The 14,759-nt window shown below is 68.2% G+C and carries 19 protein-coding genes; 10 read left to right on the top strand and 9 right to left on the bottom strand.

The genetic code is table 11. The annotated features are described in order from the left end of the window. Positions 1-63 precede the first annotated feature (63 nt). Entirely contained in the window at positions 64-486 is a 423-nt protein-coding gene (locus A5691_RS07455) for a nitroreductase family deazaflavin-dependent oxidoreductase (RefSeq protein WP_055404207.1), read from the top strand. Positions 487-644: 158 nt separating this feature from the next. Here the strand turns inward: A5691_RS07455 and A5691_RS07450 are convergent, their stop codons facing one another. Then, positions 645-1,673, bottom strand: a complete 1,029-nt coding sequence (locus tag A5691_RS07450) for an alcohol dehydrogenase catalytic domain-containing protein (protein WP_067785143.1) — start codon at positions 1,671-1,673, stop codon at positions 645-647. 40 nt (positions 1,674-1,713) lie between these two features. Here A5691_RS07450 and A5691_RS07445 point away from each other — a divergent pair, with 40 nt between their 5' ends. Together A5691_RS07445 and A5691_RS07440 are read left to right on the top strand one after the other, a co-directional pair. Next, positions 1,714-2,286, top strand: coding sequence for a TetR/AcrR family transcriptional regulator (locus A5691_RS07445; protein WP_067785147.1), 573 nt, complete (start codon positions 1,714-1,716; stop codon positions 2,284-2,286). 121 nt (positions 2,287-2,407) lie between these two features. Then, on the top strand, positions 2,408-2,839 hold the full coding sequence (locus tag A5691_RS07440) for a hypothetical protein (protein WP_067748048.1): 432 nt from the start codon (positions 2,408-2,410) through the stop codon (positions 2,837-2,839). Between the two features lie 14 nt (positions 2,840-2,853). Here A5691_RS07440 and nadC read toward each other — a convergent pair whose 3' ends face one another. Genes nadC through nadA form a run of 3 tightly spaced genes read right to left on the bottom strand, consistent with a single transcriptional unit; the run spans position 2,854 to position 6,328 of the window. Continuing rightward, positions 2,854-3,705 carry a carboxylating nicotinate-nucleotide diphosphorylase gene (gene nadC / locus A5691_RS07435; protein ID WP_067748050.1) on the bottom strand — a complete coding sequence of 284 codons (852 nt, stop codon included), beginning with the start codon at positions 3,703-3,705 and terminating at the stop codon, positions 2,854-2,856. Beyond that, the gene (locus A5691_RS07430) at positions 3,705-5,282 is read right to left on the bottom strand and encodes an L-aspartate oxidase (protein WP_068019150.1); all 1,578 of its coding nucleotides are present in this window, start codon (positions 5,280-5,282) and stop codon (positions 3,705-3,707) included. Before A5691_RS07430 ends, nadC begins: the two co-directional genes overlap by 1 nt. Then, a complete protein-coding gene (gene nadA, locus A5691_RS07425; protein WP_067748054.1) occupies positions 5,279-6,328 on the bottom strand; it encodes a quinolinate synthase NadA in 1,050 nt (349 codons plus the stop codon). The genes A5691_RS07430 and nadA overlap by 4 nt, the downstream gene beginning before the upstream one ends. Positions 6,329-6,374: 46 nt before the next feature. On the opposite strand from nadA, the gene A5691_RS07420 reads away from it, so the two are divergent. Together A5691_RS07420 and A5691_RS07415 are read left to right on the top strand one after the other, a co-directional pair. Further along, positions 6,375-7,109 (top strand): NUDIX domain-containing protein, encoded by a 735-nt coding sequence (locus A5691_RS07420; RefSeq protein WP_067748056.1) that lies wholly within the window; start codon positions 6,375-6,377, stop codon positions 7,107-7,109. A gap of 162 nt (positions 7,110-7,271) precedes the next feature. Then, on the top strand, positions 7,272-8,612 hold the full coding sequence (locus A5691_RS07415) for a lipase family protein (RefSeq protein WP_067748058.1): 1,341 nt from the start codon (positions 7,272-7,274) through the stop codon (positions 8,610-8,612). On the opposite strand, the gene A5691_RS07410 is transcribed toward A5691_RS07415, so the two are convergent. The 4 genes from A5691_RS07410 to A5691_RS07395 are packed head-to-tail and all read right to left on the bottom strand — an operon-like array spanning position 8,607 to position 11,213. Then, entirely contained in the window at positions 8,607-9,245 is a 639-nt protein-coding gene (locus A5691_RS07410) for a DUF2567 domain-containing protein (protein WP_067778362.1), read from the bottom strand. The genes A5691_RS07415 and A5691_RS07410 overlap by 6 nt on opposite strands. Further along, on the bottom strand, positions 9,242-9,445 hold the full coding sequence (locus tag A5691_RS07405) for a hypothetical protein (RefSeq protein WP_068019153.1): 204 nt from the start codon (positions 9,443-9,445) through the stop codon (positions 9,242-9,244). Before A5691_RS07405 ends, A5691_RS07410 begins: the two co-directional genes overlap by 4 nt. After that, positions 9,445-10,590 carry a tyrosine-type recombinase/integrase gene (locus tag A5691_RS07400; RefSeq protein ID WP_369827167.1) on the bottom strand — a complete coding sequence of 382 codons (1,146 nt, stop codon included), beginning with the start codon at positions 10,588-10,590 and terminating at the stop codon, positions 9,445-9,447. The genes A5691_RS07405 and A5691_RS07400 overlap by 1 nt, the downstream gene beginning before the upstream one ends. A gap of 53 nt (positions 10,591-10,643) precedes the next feature. Continuing rightward, positions 10,644-11,213 (bottom strand): helix-turn-helix domain-containing protein, encoded by a 570-nt coding sequence (locus tag A5691_RS07395; protein WP_197694467.1) that lies wholly within the window; start codon positions 11,211-11,213, stop codon positions 10,644-10,646. Between the two features lie 91 nt (positions 11,214-11,304). Between A5691_RS07395 and A5691_RS27170 the strand changes: the two genes are divergently transcribed. The 3 genes from A5691_RS27170 (at position 11,305) to A5691_RS07385 (ending at position 12,477) form a co-directional block, all read left to right on the top strand. Continuing rightward, positions 11,305-11,478: a helix-turn-helix domain-containing protein gene (locus tag A5691_RS27170; protein ID WP_082950186.1), complete on the top strand. Its 174-nt coding sequence runs from the start codon at positions 11,305-11,307 to the stop codon at positions 11,476-11,478. Positions 11,479-11,510: 32 nt separating this feature from the next. Then, complete coding sequence (locus tag A5691_RS07390; RefSeq protein ID WP_068019162.1) at positions 11,511-11,762, top strand: hypothetical protein; 252 nt, start codon at positions 11,511-11,513, stop codon at positions 11,760-11,762. 157 nt (positions 11,763-11,919) lie between these two features. Beyond that, positions 11,920-12,477, top strand: coding sequence for a hypothetical protein (locus tag A5691_RS07385; RefSeq protein WP_156675745.1), 558 nt, complete (start codon positions 11,920-11,922; stop codon positions 12,475-12,477). 35 nt (positions 12,478-12,512) lie between these two features. Here the strand turns inward: A5691_RS07385 and A5691_RS07380 are convergent, their stop codons facing one another. Beyond that, on the bottom strand, positions 12,513-13,424 hold the full coding sequence (locus A5691_RS07380) for a restriction endonuclease (RefSeq protein WP_068266514.1): 912 nt from the start codon (positions 13,422-13,424) through the stop codon (positions 12,513-12,515). Between the two features lie 168 nt (positions 13,425-13,592). Between A5691_RS07380 and A5691_RS07375 the strand changes: the two genes are divergently transcribed. Together A5691_RS07375 and A5691_RS07370 are read left to right on the top strand one after the other, a co-directional pair. Beyond that, the gene (locus A5691_RS07375; RefSeq protein WP_156734774.1) at positions 13,593-13,895 is read left to right on the top strand and encodes a PASTA domain-containing protein; all 303 of its coding nucleotides are present in this window, start codon (positions 13,593-13,595) and stop codon (positions 13,893-13,895) included. A 529-nt stretch (positions 13,896-14,424) separates the two neighbouring features. Further along, a complete protein-coding gene (locus A5691_RS07370; protein ID WP_068019179.1) occupies positions 14,425-14,733 on the top strand; it encodes a hypothetical protein in 309 nt (102 codons plus the stop codon). Positions 14,734-14,759: the final 26 nt, after the last annotated feature.

Below are 14,759 nucleotides of genomic sequence, written 5' to 3'. Positions count from 1 at the left end.
GCTCAAGTTGTTATCCGACCGGTACAGTGCCCGTGAAAGGCCCACACGACTCAGGGAGCCGTCATGTCCGCGAAGGATCACCCCAATAACGCTCCAGGCGTCCCGATGGTGTTCCCGCCCTGGTTCGAGCGCTTCCAGATCAAGTATTTCAATCCCGCGGTCAAGCCGATCGCCCGCTTTCTGCCCGGGACCGCGACCATCAAGCATCGCGGCCGCACCTCCGGCACCCCGTACGAGACGATCATCACCCCGTACCGCAAGGGCAACGTGCTGGCGATCGCGCTCGGCCACGGCAAGACGAACTGGGTCAAGAACGTGCTGGCGGCCGGTGAGGCCGACGTTCAGTTCGGCCGCAACCGCGTGGTGCACATCACCAACCCGCGCATCCTGCCGGCCGGCACCGAGGGTCCCGACGCCGAACGGCTGCCGCGGATGGCCCGGATGCAGCTGCGCCGGATCGGCGTGTTCGTCGGCGACATCGCCTGAGACCCGGGCGCGCTGTTGCGGCGGCGTTCGCGGCTTTTTCTTGCGTTGACAGCTTCTGGCGTGCGCGCACGGCTTTGCGCGTGCGCTCATGGCGGCGACACGCGGCCGGGGCCCGCCCTGGGCGCACGCCCGACGCCCGGAATGCACGCCCGACGGCGCTACGCGCGGGTGAAGACGGTCTTTCCGGTCATCGTCGGCCAGGCCGAGGGGGCGTCTTCCCACGCGACGACGCGGTCGACCGCCGGCGACACGTCCAGGCCGCCCGCGAGCAGGTCGAGCACCCGCGGGATCACCGTGCGCGCGCTGACGCGGCCGGTGACGAACCGCACGCCGCGTGAGTACATCGGCAGCAACGGCATCTCGACTTTGTATTCGGGGTAGATCCCGGTGTCGGTGCACACGCCGTCCGGCCAGGTGGCGCGCAGCGTCGCCGCCAGCAGGGTCGCATCGCTGGTGGTGTGCACGGTGACCGGGTAAGCGCCCCACGACTTGTCGGGTTTGGCGGCATCATGGACCACCGCGCCGAGCTTCTCGGCGGCGGCCAGCCGCTGCGGGTCGGTGTCGACGTAGTCGACGTGGGCCCCGAGCGCCGCGGCGATCGCGGCGGAATACAGGCCGATCGACAGCCGTCCGAGGACCAGGACGCGGCGATCGACGGGATCGAGCGTGTCCAGCTCCGCAGCGAACGGCCCGACGGTGCGCCAGCCGTCGGGAATGTTGTCCGACAGGGACGCGATCGAAACCGGGTCGACGGCGTCCGGAAACGGGATGAGCATCGCATCGGCGTACGGAACCAGCACCAGGTCCGACATGAACCCGCCGCCGTCCAGGCCGGCGATCGGCGCCATCCCGTAGGCCGCCATGAACGGCACCGCGCTGCACGAGCCGGTCACGCCGCGGCGGCATTCGCGGCAATCGCCGCAGTTGATCTGAAACGGCACCACGACGCGGTCGCCCACCCGGACGCCCGTGACGTCGTCGCCCACGGCGACGACCTCGGCCAGCCCTTCGTGCCCGACCGCATACCCCGGCGGCAACGGCAGCCGCCCGTTGCACACCGCGACGTCGAGGTCGCAACACGCCACCGCCAGCGGCCGCACCAGCGCCTGCCCGGGCGCGGTGATCTGCGGTTCGGGCACCTCGCGCCACGCGTAGCGCCCGGCTTCCTCGTACGTCAGCTGCCTCATCTCTGCATTCTTGAGTGATCACTCAAGTAAAGTCAATAGCATGCCGAGACCCGACCGCAGCCGCGCCGCGTTGGTCGAGACGGCCGCCACGCTGTTTCGCCGCCAGGGCTACGCGGCGACCGGGCTGAACCAGATCCTCGACGAGGCCGGCGTCAAACCCGGTTCGCTGTATCACCACTTCCCCCGGGGCAAGCAGCAACTGGCCGCGGCGGTCGTCGAAGCCGAAGGCACCGGCATCGAGCAGCTGCTGCGCCGATTCCTGGCGACCGGCCGGCCCGCGGCCGACATCGTCGACCGCTGGATCGACCTGCTGGCGGCCGGGTTGGCCGGCGACCGGCGCGACGGCTGCCCGATCGAACCGATCGCGACCGAGTCGGTGCACGCGAGCCCACTGGTGCGCGAGGCGTCGGCGCGTGCCTTCAGGGGCTGGTGCGCGGCGGTCGAGCAGCGGCTGCGCTCCGACGGCTGGTCCGAGGCAAAGGCCGAACAGGTTGCGCTGGCGGTGATCTCGCTGATCGAGGGCGCACTGATCCTGTCCCGGATCTCCGGTGACGCGGGCGCGCTGGAAGCCGCCAAGCCCGCCGCGCGGACGCTGCTGACGATGCGGATGTGAAGACTGTGACACCGGTGTCAAATCCGTTCGCGAGCAAGGACTTAGGACCCTACGGCGGCGCGCGGCGCGGCGAGACGATGACAGGTGCACAACCAACCCCTTGAGCAGAAGGGATCTCCCCATGGCCGACAACGACCTGACCGCCCGGTTCGAAAAAATCTCCACCGCCGCCAGGGAGGCCAACGACAAGGTGCGTGCCGCGGCGCAGCAGGCCCGTGAACAGGTCCAGGCGGACGCGGCCCACGCCCGCGACAGGGCAGACCAAGCCGCCGACCATTTGCAAGACCGGGCCTCAGCCGCTGACGATGACGCGTCGAAGCACTGGCGGGAAATCGCCGAGAAATGGAAGTCTCACGTCGCCAAGATCCGCAAAGACCTGGCCGAGAAGAATGCCCAGCACGAAGCCAAGGAGATGGACGCCTACGCCAACATGGCCATCGGCTACGCGCTCGATACCATCGATTTCGCCGAGGCCGCCGTGTATGAAGCGGAATGTGCTGTGCTCGAAGCTCTTTCGGCACGCTCGGCCGCCGACGCGTTGGCGCGGGGATGACCGGCCGGTAAGTCCTACATGTCCAGGCCGATGTCGAGCGCGCGCACCGAGTGTGTCAGCGCGCCGACGGCCAGGTAGTCCACCCCGGTCGCTGCGTACGTGGCGGCGTTCTGAAGGCTGAGCCCGCCGGACGATTCGAGCAGCACCGCGGGGGCGCGCGCGTCGCGCCGCTGCACGGCCATCTGCGTCTGCCATACCGGGAAGTTGTCCAGCAGCACCAGTTCGGGCTTTTCGGCGAGCACCTCGTCGAGCTGTTCGAGGGAGTCCACCTCGACCTCGCACGGCAGGTCGGGCGCGGCGTCGCGCACCGCCCGCAGCGCGCCGACCACCGATCCCGCGGCCACCACATGGTTGTCTTTGATGAGCGCCGCGTCCCCCAGCCCCAGCCGGTGGTTGACACCCCCGCCGGCCCGCACCGCGTATTTCTGCAGCGCGCGCAGGCCCGGCAACGTCTTGCGGGTGTCGCGGATCTTGGCCTTGGTGCCGTCCACGGCCTCGACCCACGCCGCCGTCGTGGTGGCGATGCCCGACAGGTGACAGACCAGGTTCAGCATGGTCCGCTCGGCGGTCAGCAGGCCGCGGGTATCGGCGCGCACGGTCAGCACCGGCTCGCCGGGCTGCAGCCGAGCGCCGTCCTCGACGGCGTGCACCACCTCGTAGCCGCCGGCGAGGACGGCGTCGAGGACCAGCAGGGCGACCTCCACGCCCGCGATCACGCCGGGCTGCCGGGGCACCATCGACGCCGTGGCCACCGCGCCGGCGGGCACGGTCGCGAGCGTGGTGACGTCGGGCCCGTAGCGCAGGTCCTCTTCCAGCGCGCGCCGAATGATGTCCTGTGCGGCACTCCGTTCGTCGGGAAGCATCATCAGCCCACCGCCGCCAGCGCCTCCACCAGTACCGAGTTCCGGTCGTCGGCCAGCCGCAGCACGCTGCTGCGGCCCTGTTCGGGTGCGGGGTCCGGGTATTCCGCGCGGTGATGGCAGCCCCGGCTCTCGTTGCGGGCCAGGGCCGCCGCGGTCACCGCGCGGGCGGCGACGGCCAGCGCCACGTCCTCGAAATCGCGGCGGCCGGCGATGACGCGCGCCGGCGCACCCGCCAGCGCGTCCGACAGCCGCGTCAGCCCGGCGGCGTCGCGCACCACCGAAGCGTCGCGGCTCATCGTGGCCTGCAGTTCGGCGCGCTCGGGCGCGGTGTGGGCGCTGGGCTCGGGTGCGACCGCGCGGGTGCGGCCCGCCGCCGTCGCGTGCGCGGCCGCGGCCCTGCCGGCTCGGCCCCCCACCACCAGGCCTTCCAGCAGGCTGTTGGACGCCAGCCGGTTGGCCCCGTGCATGCCGGTGCGCGCCACCTCGCCGGCGGCGAACAGGCCCGGGAGTTCGGTCTGCCCGTGCACGTCGGTGACGACGCCGCCGCAGCTGTAATGCGCCCCCGGCACGACCGGGATGGGTTGGCGGACGGGGTCGATGCCGGCGGCCCGGCACGCGGCGGTCACCGTGGGGAAGCGGGCCGCGAAACCGGCGATGCCGCGGGCGTCGAGGAAGACGCACGGGTCGCCGGTGGCCTTCAGCCGCGTGTCGATGGCCGCGGCGACGACGTCCCGCGGCGCCAGGTCACCCATCGGGTGGACGCCGGCGGTGACCGAATTGCCTTGCCGGTCAACCAGTATGGCGCCCTCACCGCGGATGGCCTCGGTGACCAGCGGCCGCCGGCCGCCTGCCGCGCCGGCGTACAGCATCGTGGGGTGGAACTGGATGAACTCCAGGTCGCTGACCGCGACACCGGCCCACAACGCCAGCGCGATGCCGTCGCCGGTGGAGCCGTCCGGATTGGTCGTCGCGCCGTAGAGGTGCCCGAGCCCGCCGGAGGCCAGGATGACCGCCGGCGCGTGGATGATGCCGTAGCCGTCCGGGTTGCCGACGGAGACGCCGGTCACCGCGGCTCCGTCGTGCAGCACGCGCAGGCCGACGTGACCGGTGCGGATGTCCAGCAGCCGGGCGGCGTGGTCGAGCGCTCGCTGCACCTCGGCACCGGTGGCGTCGCCGCCGGCGTGCACGATCCGCCGCCGGGAGTGCCCGCCCTCGCGCGTGACGTCCCAGCGGCCGGGCGTCGCCTCGTCGAATCGCGCTCCGGCGCCGACCAATTCGGACACCGCACGATAGCCGTCGGCGACGATCGAGGTCACCGCGTCGGGATCGCACAGGCCGGCGCCCGCGGTCACGGTGTCGGCGACATGGGCCTCGACGGAATCGTCGTTGTCGGGCAGGACCACGGCGATGCCGCCCTGGGCGTAGTGGGTCGCGGTCACCCCGCGCGCCTGGTCGGCCTTGCTCAGCACGACGACGCTGCGGCCGGCGCGGTGGGCGGCCAGCGCCGCGGCCAATCCCGCGACACCGGTGCCGATGACGACGACGTCAGCGCTGTGCGTCCAGGCCGGGCGGACGATCATTCACCACCGCCCGGCTGGCCGATCTCGATCATTCGCTGCACGCTGCGGCGGCCGGCCGCCGCGATCTCCGGGTCGACGTCGACTTCGTCGGCCCCGTCGACCAGGCAGCGCAGCAGCGCCGCCGGCGTGATCATCTTCATGTACTTGCACGAGGCCCGGTCGTTGACCGCGCGGAAGTCGACTTGCGGTGCGGCCCGGCGCAATTGGTGCAGCATGCCGACCTCGGTGGCGACCAGCACCTTGCGGGCGTGCGTTTGATGCGCCGCGTCGAGCATGCCGCCGGTGGACAGGATCTTGACCCGGTCCGCCGGGAAGGCGCCCTCGCCCGCGAGGTACAACGCCGAAGTGGCGCAACCGCATTCGGGGTGCACGTAGAGCTCGGCCTCGGGGTTCGCACGGGCCTGCTCGGAGAGCTCGTCGCCGTTGATGCCGGCGTGCACGTGGCACTCACCGGCCCACACGTGCAGGTTGGTGCGGCCGGTTACCCGGCGGACGTGCGCACCCAGGAACTGGTCCGGGCAGAACAGCACCTCGCGGTCGGGGTCGATGGATGCGACCACGTCGACGGCGTTGGACGAGGTGCAGCAGATGTCGGTGAGCGCCTTCACCGCTGCGGTGGTGTTGACGTAGGAGACGACGACGGCGCCGGGGTGCTCGTCCTTCCAGGCGCGCAGTTCGTCCGGGGTGATGGAATCCGCCAGCGAGCAGCCGGCCCGCTGGTCCGGGATGAGTACGGTCTTCTCGGGGCTCAGGATCTTGGCGGTCTCGGCCATGAAGTGCACGCCGCAGAACACGATGGTGTCCTCGGGAGCCTCGGCAGCGATCCGCGAGAGCGCCAGCGAATCGCCGACGTGGTCGGCGACGTCCTGGATGGCGGGCAGCTGGTAGTTGTGGGCGAGCACGGTGGCGCCGCGCAGCTTGGCCAGGCGGCGGATTTCGGCGGCCCATTGCTCGTCTCCCTCGACACCGGCGTAGCCGGCGGGCGAATTCGTGAGGTCGGCCATCATGTCTTCAGCGAGCGTGTCCATGCGATTGATAACCGTCACGGCGGCCCCTTTCAGCCCGGGAGGTTTTCGACTTATAATCGAAAACATGGGCCATACTAGCACTGAACACGAGGTGCTTGCGGTGGTGTTTCAAGTTCGCCGGGTAACCAACGGGCCGCGAACAGAGAAACCGCAGCTGAACGTGCTGTTGTGGCAGCGCGCCAAGGATCCGCAGCGGGGCGCCTGGTCGCTGCCCGGCGGGCGGCTGCGCACCGACGAGGACATGACCACCTCCGTCCTGCGACAGCTGGCCGAGAAGGTGGACCTCAAGGAACTGGCGCACCTGGAGCAGCTGGCGGTGTTTTCCGACCCCAACCGGGTGCCGGGCGCCCGCGTCATCGCGTCGACCTTCCTGGGGCTGGTGCCCTCCCCCGCCACTCCGGAACTGCCACCGGACACCCGTTGGCACCCGGTGAGCAGCCTGCCGCCGATGGCCTTCGACCACGGACCGATGGTGACACACGCCCACGCCCGGCTGATCGCCAAGTTGTCCTACACCAACCTCGGATTCGCCTTGGCGCCAAGGGAATTCGCGCTCTCCACGCTTCGCGACATCTACGGCGCCGCGCTGGGTTACCAGGTCGACGCGACCAACCTGCAACGGGTGCTGGTCCGCCGCGGCGTGATCAGCCAGACCGGCACCATCGCCCAGTCCGGCCGCAGCGGCGGGCGGCCGGCGGCCCTGTACCACTTCACCGATTCTCAGTTGCGCGTCACCGACGAATTCGCCGCGCTGCGACCGCCGGGTCAGTTTGACGCCGCCGAACGCCGTCCCGGATAGGCTGACGGGAAGCGTCGTCGGGTGACGCAGCCGCAAACCGGGTACCAGTGACGTGCATGACCTGGATCGCCCACCCAAGAAGTCGCTCACAGTGCGGCGATTACGTTTTGGTTACCTGCCGTTCGTGCGCGAGAATGCCGGATGGCCTAGAAGGGAGCCTCAATGGCTGAGCTCGGCAATCTGGCAGGCACGCGCGGGGCGGAGTGGATCGCCCGGCCGCCGCACGAGGAATTGCAGCGCAAGGTGCGACCGCTGCTGCCCTCGGACGACCCGTTCTACCAGCCGCCCCTCGGCTTCCAACACGCCGAACCCGGCACCGTCCTGCGCTCGCGCGACGTCGAGCTGGCTTTTCTCGGGCTGATCCCGCAGCCCGTCAAGGCCACCCAGCTGCTCTACCGGACCATGGACATGAACGGCGAGCCCGAGGCCGCCGCGACCACCGTGATCGTCCCTGCCGAGCTGGCCCCGGAACGTCCGTGCCCGCTGCTGTCGTACCAGTGCGCGATCGACGCCGTGTCGTCCCGCTGCTTCCCGTCGTACGCGCTGCGGCGCCGGGCGAAGGCCCTCGGCTCGATCGGCCAGCTCGAACTGTTCCTGATCACCGCGGCCGTCGCCGAGGGCTGGGCCGTGTCCGTGCCCGACCACGAGGGGCTGCGGGGCCTGTGGGGCGCCCCCTACGAACCCGGCTATCGCGTCCTGGACGGCATTCGGGCCGCCCTGGGCGCGGAACGCCTCGGGCTCTCGCCCTCGGCGCCGATCGGGCTGTGGGGGTACTCCGGCGGCGGGCTGGCCAGCGCCTGGGCGGCCGAGGTGTGCGCCGAGTACGCGCCCGAACTCAACATCGTCGGCGCGGTGCTGGGATCGCCCGTCGGCGACCTCGGCAACACCTTCCGCCGGCTCAACGGCAGTTTCCTGTCGGGCCTGCCTGCGCTGGTGGTGGCGGCCCTCGCCCACATCTACCCCGAGCTGGACCGGGTGATCAAGGAGCACAGCAACGAGGAGGGGCGTGCCCTGCTCGAGTCGCTGGAGAAGATGACCACGGTGGAGGCGGTCGTGAAGATGGCCGGCAAGAACATGGGCGACTACCTCGACGAGCCGCTCGATGCCATCCTGTCGACGCCCGAGGTCACGCACGTGTTCGAGAACATCAAGCTGGGTGTCGCGGTGCCGACACCGCCGGTGTTGATCGTGCAGGCCGTCCACGACTACCTCATCGACGTGCACGACATCGACGTGCTCGCCGACGCCTATTCGGCCGGCGGCGCCCAGGTGACCTACCACCGGGACGCGTTCAACGAGCACATGCTGCTGCATCCGCTCTCGGCGCCGATGACGCTGCGCTGGCTCACCGACCGGTTCGACGGCCGGCCGCTGACCGAGCACCTGATCCGGACCACCTGGCCGACGATGTTCCACCCGATGACCTACGTCGGCATGGCGCGGCTCACCAAGATCGCGGCCAAGGTCATCCTCGGCCGCAGGATTCACCGCCGCCCGCTATGACCCGGGCGCTTCCGGGGCGCTGCCCGCTCCCACCGGGAGCGCATCGGAAGGCCGGTCGGGCGGCGGGGTAGCCCCCAGATCGTCGCGGGCGTCGGCGGCCGCGAGCACCGCATAGACCAGTGCGGCGATCGCGGCGGGCCACAGCAGCGTCAGCGCGATCCGCAGCGGATCGCTTGCGAAGAAGACCGGGGGCGCCTGGATGACGTAGGCCACGGACGGGCCCTTGGGCAGCGGCACCGCGTCGAAGTTCAACGCTCCGTACCTGATTCGGACAAGCGCCGCCCCGATGGCGGCCGCGACCGCGGCCGCGGCAACCAGGCCGGTCGCCAAGGCGACGACCATGCCCGGCCCCCGGCGCGCGCGCCATTGCCACGCCAGCGCCGGCGCCACCACCGCCGACACGGTGAGCAGGCCCAGCATCAGGCAGGGCGCGTCGAAGAAGTGCTGCGACTCGTTGCCGAGATAGTCGTGGACCCGTTCACCGGCGCGCGTGAGGGCCACCACGGCGTGGATCGGCGGGGCGATCCACGCCCACAGGGCGCCGACCAGCACACCCGCCGCCACCGGCGTCAGGACGGCGATGCCGATACGGCGCGCCCGTGACCTTCCCGGGGTGTGCGCGTGCTCGGTCATCGCTGGGCCTCCAGGTCGACCGAGTCGACCTGTCCGTGCCGCGAGCACCGCGCCCGCCAGCCGTCGGGGCGGACCTGCACCACCATCCGGCGTCCGCATTCCGCGCAGAACCGGGGCGGCTCCAGACCCAACTGCGCCGCTGTCGGCACCGCGGTGCCCCCCAACTCGCCGGTGTAGACGTTGTAGACCGGTTCGCTCATCAGCTAACCTCCTGACCTACGGTTTTCCGGGCACCAGCGCCGCCCGTCCGCAGTGCGTCCGCAGTAGTTTTGCGCCGAGCGGCGATTGCTGCGCCCACCGCTGTCCTGGTGGACTCGTCGGCGTCCGGCCATAAGTGCCCGTACACGTCCAGTGTGGTGGCTGCGGTGGCGTGACGTAGCCGCGCCTGCACCGTCTTGATATCCGCTCCTGAGGCGATCAACAGGGAAGCGAAATAGTGGCGCAGATCATGGAAACAAAACTTCTCCGGTAATCCCGGCACCTTGGCGCGCGCTACCCGTATCGCGTCCTCGACCGTGTTCGGCGAGCACGCTTTATCCCCGCCATTGATAGACCGGGGAACCATCCAGTCCGAAGGGTGTCGCGCCACAGCGGCCGACAGTATCAGCGTGAGTTCGTGTGGAACCGGGATGGGCGCGACGCTGCCGTCTGTTTTGAGCGGAGCATCGCCGTACTGCAACCGCGGATGGACCACACCACGAGTGAAATCGACATCGGTGACCCGCAGCCCGCACGCCTCACCGATCCGCAACCCGGCAAAGGCGCCGAGCAACACCGCGGCCTGTAGGTGCTCAGGCATTTCATCGTGCAACGCCCAGACTTGCTCGCTGGTTGCCACGTAGCACTTCTGTTTACCTCTTGGTGGCGATGTCCGCCGACTACACGGATTACGGCCGAGAACGCCGTCGTGGACGGCGTCGGCGAGGATCTGCCGTAACCGGCTGTGCACCGCGTAGACGTATGACGCCGACATGTCATCGGCCTGCAGCCGCGCTACCCAGCTTTTGACCTCGCTGGGCCGAATCGAGGTAAGCAGCCGGTCACCGAAGGCCATATTGATCAAGGCGACATGGAAACGCGCGTTACGGACGGTGTTGGGCCGGTTGATCTCGTAGCCCTTGATCCACTGCTCGCACCACTGCGCCACCGTAAGGACGGCGTCACGCGGTGCAACGTGAGTGCCGGTGACGATGGTGCTCACCTGACTGTCCAGCCACAGCCGGGCGGCGCGTTTGGTGTCGAATCCCTTCGCGTGTTCGCGCCCGCGCTCATCGACGTAGCGTGCGCGGTACCGCTTACCCTTGCCAGCGCTGGCGGACGGCACCGTCTGTGCCTTGCCGTCCACGCGGACGGTTTTCGTCCACCGATCCTCTACTCCGCTGCGGGTCCTACGCGTCGTCATGCCTTCCTCTGCCCTTTCTGCGCCACTTTGCGACGGACTTCGGCGGCCCGTTTAGGGTCCGCTGGTTGCACCCACCAGGTGTCGGACCCACCGCCTGCTTCCGCGATCAGGCCCTCGACCCGCGGAAACTGTTGGCCCACGCTGTCCAGGGCGCCACATACGGTCTGTACGGCAGCCACCAGATCGGTGAGCTTGCCGTCCCGGTCCGCCTCTGCGACCTCGCCTAGTGCTTGGGTGAGGTGGCGCACCGACGTGCGCACCGACTGATGAGCGTCGATGGTTGATTCGGTGAGCCGCTGCAGCGCGAGGGCGCGGTCGGCCGCCGGCCTTGCACGCCGCCCCATCAACGCGTCGACACTGCAACCAAACACATCGGCATAGGCGCCGAGTTCTTCTGCCGCTAGCGTCCGCTCGTTGGCTTCCAGCTTGGCCACAGTCGTCGGATGGCAGGAAAACCCGTGTGCGCGAAGTTTTTCCGCCATAGCGGTTTGCGACCAGCCGCGCCGCTCACGCTCAGCCTGCAGTCGCTCACCAAACTGGTTGCTGACAATCCGAGTTCTACCCACATTAGGAACTTTACCCAGATTGCTTGACTTACACAACCACGCCAGCCACACTACCTACATAAGCAACCTTACCTAATTGAGGAAGTGAGGCGTGGCTGACCTGTTGTTCGCCAGCGACCTAGAGCGCGAGTACCGCCTGCCCGAATCCACCTGGCGCTTCTGGCATTACGAAGGAAAACTGCCCGCCGCAAAGATTGGTCGCCGCCTCGTCTGGAAACGCTCCGACGTTGTCGCATTCCTCGCCGCGCAAGGCCTCGACGCCTAATGACACCGATCCCCGGGAATACGGGTCGGAGCATGATGCAGCATCCGGGAATCCGGGACAGCGCGGGCGGCCGGGTCAAGGTATCGCGGCGCCGTAACGAAATCCGTATCCGGCGTGAAGCAGTCGCTCGGCCCGGCCAGTTCTTCGAGCTGAGGTTGTCGGCGGCCACGGCGGGTTCGATCGGCCGGCAGCTGATCGTGTTGGCTTCGTTAGAGGACGCGATTCCCGCCACCGGGACTGAAGTTTGGCGTGCCCGGCGCATCCGCCTCGACGGCGAGGAGTAAAGGAGGCGAGGCCTGGCCGGCGTCAAACTCACCGCCCGGACTTAACCTCTTTGTGCCGGGAGAACGGAATGCAAAGGGCCGTCACGATCCCGATGAACGCGGAGGAGCGGCGCCTGCGCCGGACCACCATCTCGTACACGACCGGTATTCTCGTGGTGTGATGGCGCGCGAGGTCACCGCTTACCACGAAGCCGGGCACGCTCGCGCAGCGGTGAGGCGAGGTGGGACGGTCAACCAAATCGACATCACCACTGACGACGAGGCGGGAAGCTACGAGGGCAACAACCACGTCGACATCGAACCCGAACACCTCGGAAACTACGCCTACGCCGGGCCATACATGTCGGCCCGCGTCGTCGAAGGCCCGGAGGAGTCGGTCGACGTCGACCGCGTGATGCGCTACGTCCGCGCCAGCCAAACCGATTGGCCGATACTGCAGGAAGCGTTGGGGCGTCCCCCAACAGAGGAAGAGGCCAGCGACGCGTTGGCATCCGAGTATCTGCCCGGCCACAAACCGCCACCTGGTGAAGTTCGACCAGACGCGGCGACGGCGACGTCATGGCACAAGGAGTACGAGGACGACCTGCCTGAGATCGAGGGCCTGGCCGATAAGCTCGTGGCGGGGCAGCAGGAGATCCAGGTTGGCGACGTGGTGTTAGTCCGCGTCGGAGCGTCGGATTGCTGGCGAAGGCCTGGCTGGACTCCCCCGCCCTGACTAGTAGGAAAAAATCCGGCGTCCCGGCGGCAGTTTTAATTGGCCGGCTCGCTGTGCATGGCGACCTGGGTGACGCCTTCCTCGGTTTCGGTGACGACGACGTGCAGCACCTTATCGGTGAACACCGCCTTACCTGCCGAAAAATTGGTGCCGTCGTAGCTCGCATGCGTCAGGGGCGCCTCGGCAATTTCGAGCGTCAGAATCCCCCGAATCGCCAGCTTGGTTATCGCCACGGGCGCCCCGTTGTAGAGCAGAAAATAGTGCTGGCCATCCTCCAGCTGCCTCGGGTCGTCCAAGGTGAACTCAAAGGACAGCTCTCCGGGCGGGGCGTTGCCGATCGCTTCGCGGAACTGGGGGTTGCTCATGCCGAAAGTGGGCATCGTGCGCCTGATCAGCTCGTTCGCATCGAACAGCAGCGACCCGTCAGGCGCATGAATGCCCAACGCCCCTGTCTCGTCGAAGGCCTCGACAACATCAACGCCCCCGTCGGGCCGCTGCGCCCACACCCGCATCCCCTGCGGAGTGGCGCTCGTTACCTTGATCCAGCCGGTGCTGAGGGCGCCGACGACTTTGCCCACGAACTCCGGGGTCATCTCGCCGGGGGTAATCGCCTTGATGCCGTAGAACTCCGCCAGCTTTAACGCGTTCTTCGTAAAGCCGCTCTTTGACACGAGGACGAGAACGTCGGTGGGAAGGTGCTGGTGCTTCCCGCGCATGGCCTCAACCCACTCGACCGACTGCGGGTCCTTCCACGCTCGGCATTCGATCCCGACGACTACTTTGTGCCCTGTCGCATCGCTTTCGACGCAGATATCAACCTCGCGCAGGGCGCCGGTGATCTTCTCGGGCAGCATCGCCGACGGTGTGACAACGACGGTCGGATCCTTGCGCAGCAAAGTGGTGATCAACGTGACCATCGTCTGGAAGTCATTCGTCCGCTGCGGCATCTCTCCCCCCATGCTGCGCTTCCGGTAGTCAGGGAGGGTAGCGCGAGGCGGGGCTGCGCATGGAAGATCGGGGAATTGGCGGTCGAACCGCCTTCTTGGGCGGTCGCGCGGTAACGCGGAGAAAGGAAACCGATGAGGGTCGCGGCTCTTGCGGTGATTACCGTGATGATGTCTTCGGCGCCAACGGCTCGCGCCACCACCGGAGACGAGATGTGCAAGTCGATGCACTGGCCGATGCCGCTTCCCGCGACCGTGGGCTACTCGCTGGCCCACCTGAGCAACGACTCGATCCTGCAGTGCTTCGACAACATCACGGCGACCGCGCCCGATGGCCACGACGCAATGAATGACCCCGCCCGCGATTCCTACTCCTGGAAGATCACGGCCATGACCCCACCGGCGGGGACCATGGTCCCGATGAACCAGAAGATCACGCTGACGGTCGTCCGGGACGCCAGCGCCCCATCCTGAGCGCAGGCTCTATGTGGCGATGAATCCGCCGCAGGTTGTTATCTCGGGTGACCGGCCCGGGTCCCCCCAACGCCCAGGCTGGCCACCTACCTTCTCCACTTCCACTGGATTTGCCGTTACTGTACACAGTTCTCGCTGGTGCGTGCAGCGAATAACCTGCAGCGCAGAGCACTTCACAGCAGGCTGGCATGTCCAGCCTGAATTAACCACTACGGCAGCATGTTTGCCGTTCTGCGGCCGACGTCTCCGAGTGTCGATGCAGATGTTGCACGGCAAACCCCTGTTGTTCTGATGTCTGGACACACATCACCGGACAGAGGAAGACGCGAATGGAGGCCCACGACAGTCCCCAACGGCTGCTCGTCTCGGTACAAGAGGCCCTGTACCAGCTGAGCATCAGCCGTTCACGTCTCTATGACCTCGTCGGCGCCGGTGACCTGACCGCGGCGCCGTCGAGGTCCGCAAAAGCTGGCTCATCCCCAGGCCACCATGCGTCGCTCCTCGGCGGCGAGGCGTAAGGAGAACCCCAATGATTCACAAGTGCGACGGGTGCCGACGTAACTTCGACGCCAAGGACTCCGCGGTCTTTTACTGCTCCGACGATTGCCGCACGCTATACCACTCATGCATCACGCAGACCCATGAGCGGCGCCCGCTCGCGGAGAAGCGTCAGCGGCCTGTGGCGCCCGGGGTGGCCGCACTCTTGGAGGACCGCGCCGCGGGCAAGAACAAGACCGAATCGTTGTCGGTTAGTGCCGCGTTCGCCGCGCTGGCCAGCGAATCAGCCGCGTACAACGCATTCCACGACCGCATGATGCCCGGCCGCCGCAACGTCTAGGAGATAACAACGGATGAGCAGCTCCC

It is taken from the genome of Mycobacterium sp. E183, from assembly GCF_001667735.1.
Classification (GTDB): Bacteria; Actinomycetota; Actinomycetes; order Mycobacteriales; family Mycobacteriaceae; genus Mycobacterium.
This window is presented reverse-complemented; position numbering and strand designations above follow the sequence as displayed.

Coding starts and splice junctions, on each gene's coding strand:
- A5691_RS07455 (WP_055404207.1), top strand. CDS start 64: ATGTCCGCGAAGGATCACCCCAATAACGCTCCAGGCGTCCCGATGGTG.
- A5691_RS07450 (WP_067785143.1), bottom strand. CDS start 1,673: ATGAGGCAGCTGACGTACGAGGAAGCCGGGCGCTACGCGTGGCGCGAG.
- A5691_RS07445 (WP_067785147.1), top strand. CDS start 1,714: ATGCCGAGACCCGACCGCAGCCGCGCCGCGTTGGTCGAGACGGCCGCC.
- A5691_RS07440 (WP_067748048.1), top strand. CDS start 2,408: ATGGCCGACAACGACCTGACCGCCCGGTTCGAAAAAATCTCCACCGCC.
- nadC (WP_067748050.1), bottom strand. CDS start 3,705: ATGATGCTTCCCGACGAACGGAGTGCCGCACAGGACATCATTCGGCGC.
- A5691_RS07430 (WP_068019150.1), bottom strand. CDS start 5,282: ATGATCGTCCGCCCGGCCTGGACGCACAGCGCTGACGTCGTCGTCATC.
- A5691_RS07420 (WP_067748056.1), top strand. CDS start 6,375: ATGGGCCATACTAGCACTGAACACGAGGTGCTTGCGGTGGTGTTTCAA.
- A5691_RS07415 (WP_067748058.1), top strand. CDS start 7,272: ATGGCTGAGCTCGGCAATCTGGCAGGCACGCGCGGGGCGGAGTGGATC.
- A5691_RS07410 (WP_067778362.1), bottom strand. CDS start 9,245: ATGACCGAGCACGCGCACACCCCGGGAAGGTCACGGGCGCGCCGTATC.
- A5691_RS07405 (WP_068019153.1), bottom strand. CDS start 9,445: ATGAGCGAACCGGTCTACAACGTCTACACCGGCGAGTTGGGGGGCACC.
- A5691_RS07390 (WP_068019162.1), top strand. CDS start 11,511: ATGATGCAGCATCCGGGAATCCGGGACAGCGCGGGCGGCCGGGTCAAG.
- A5691_RS07380 (WP_068266514.1), bottom strand. CDS start 13,424: ATGCCGCAGCGGACGAATGACTTCCAGACGATGGTCACGTTGATCACC.
- A5691_RS07375 (WP_156734774.1), top strand. CDS start 13,593: ATGTCTTCGGCGCCAACGGCTCGCGCCACCACCGGAGACGAGATGTGC.
- A5691_RS07370 (WP_068019179.1), top strand. CDS start 14,425: ATGATTCACAAGTGCGACGGGTGCCGACGTAACTTCGACGCCAAGGAC.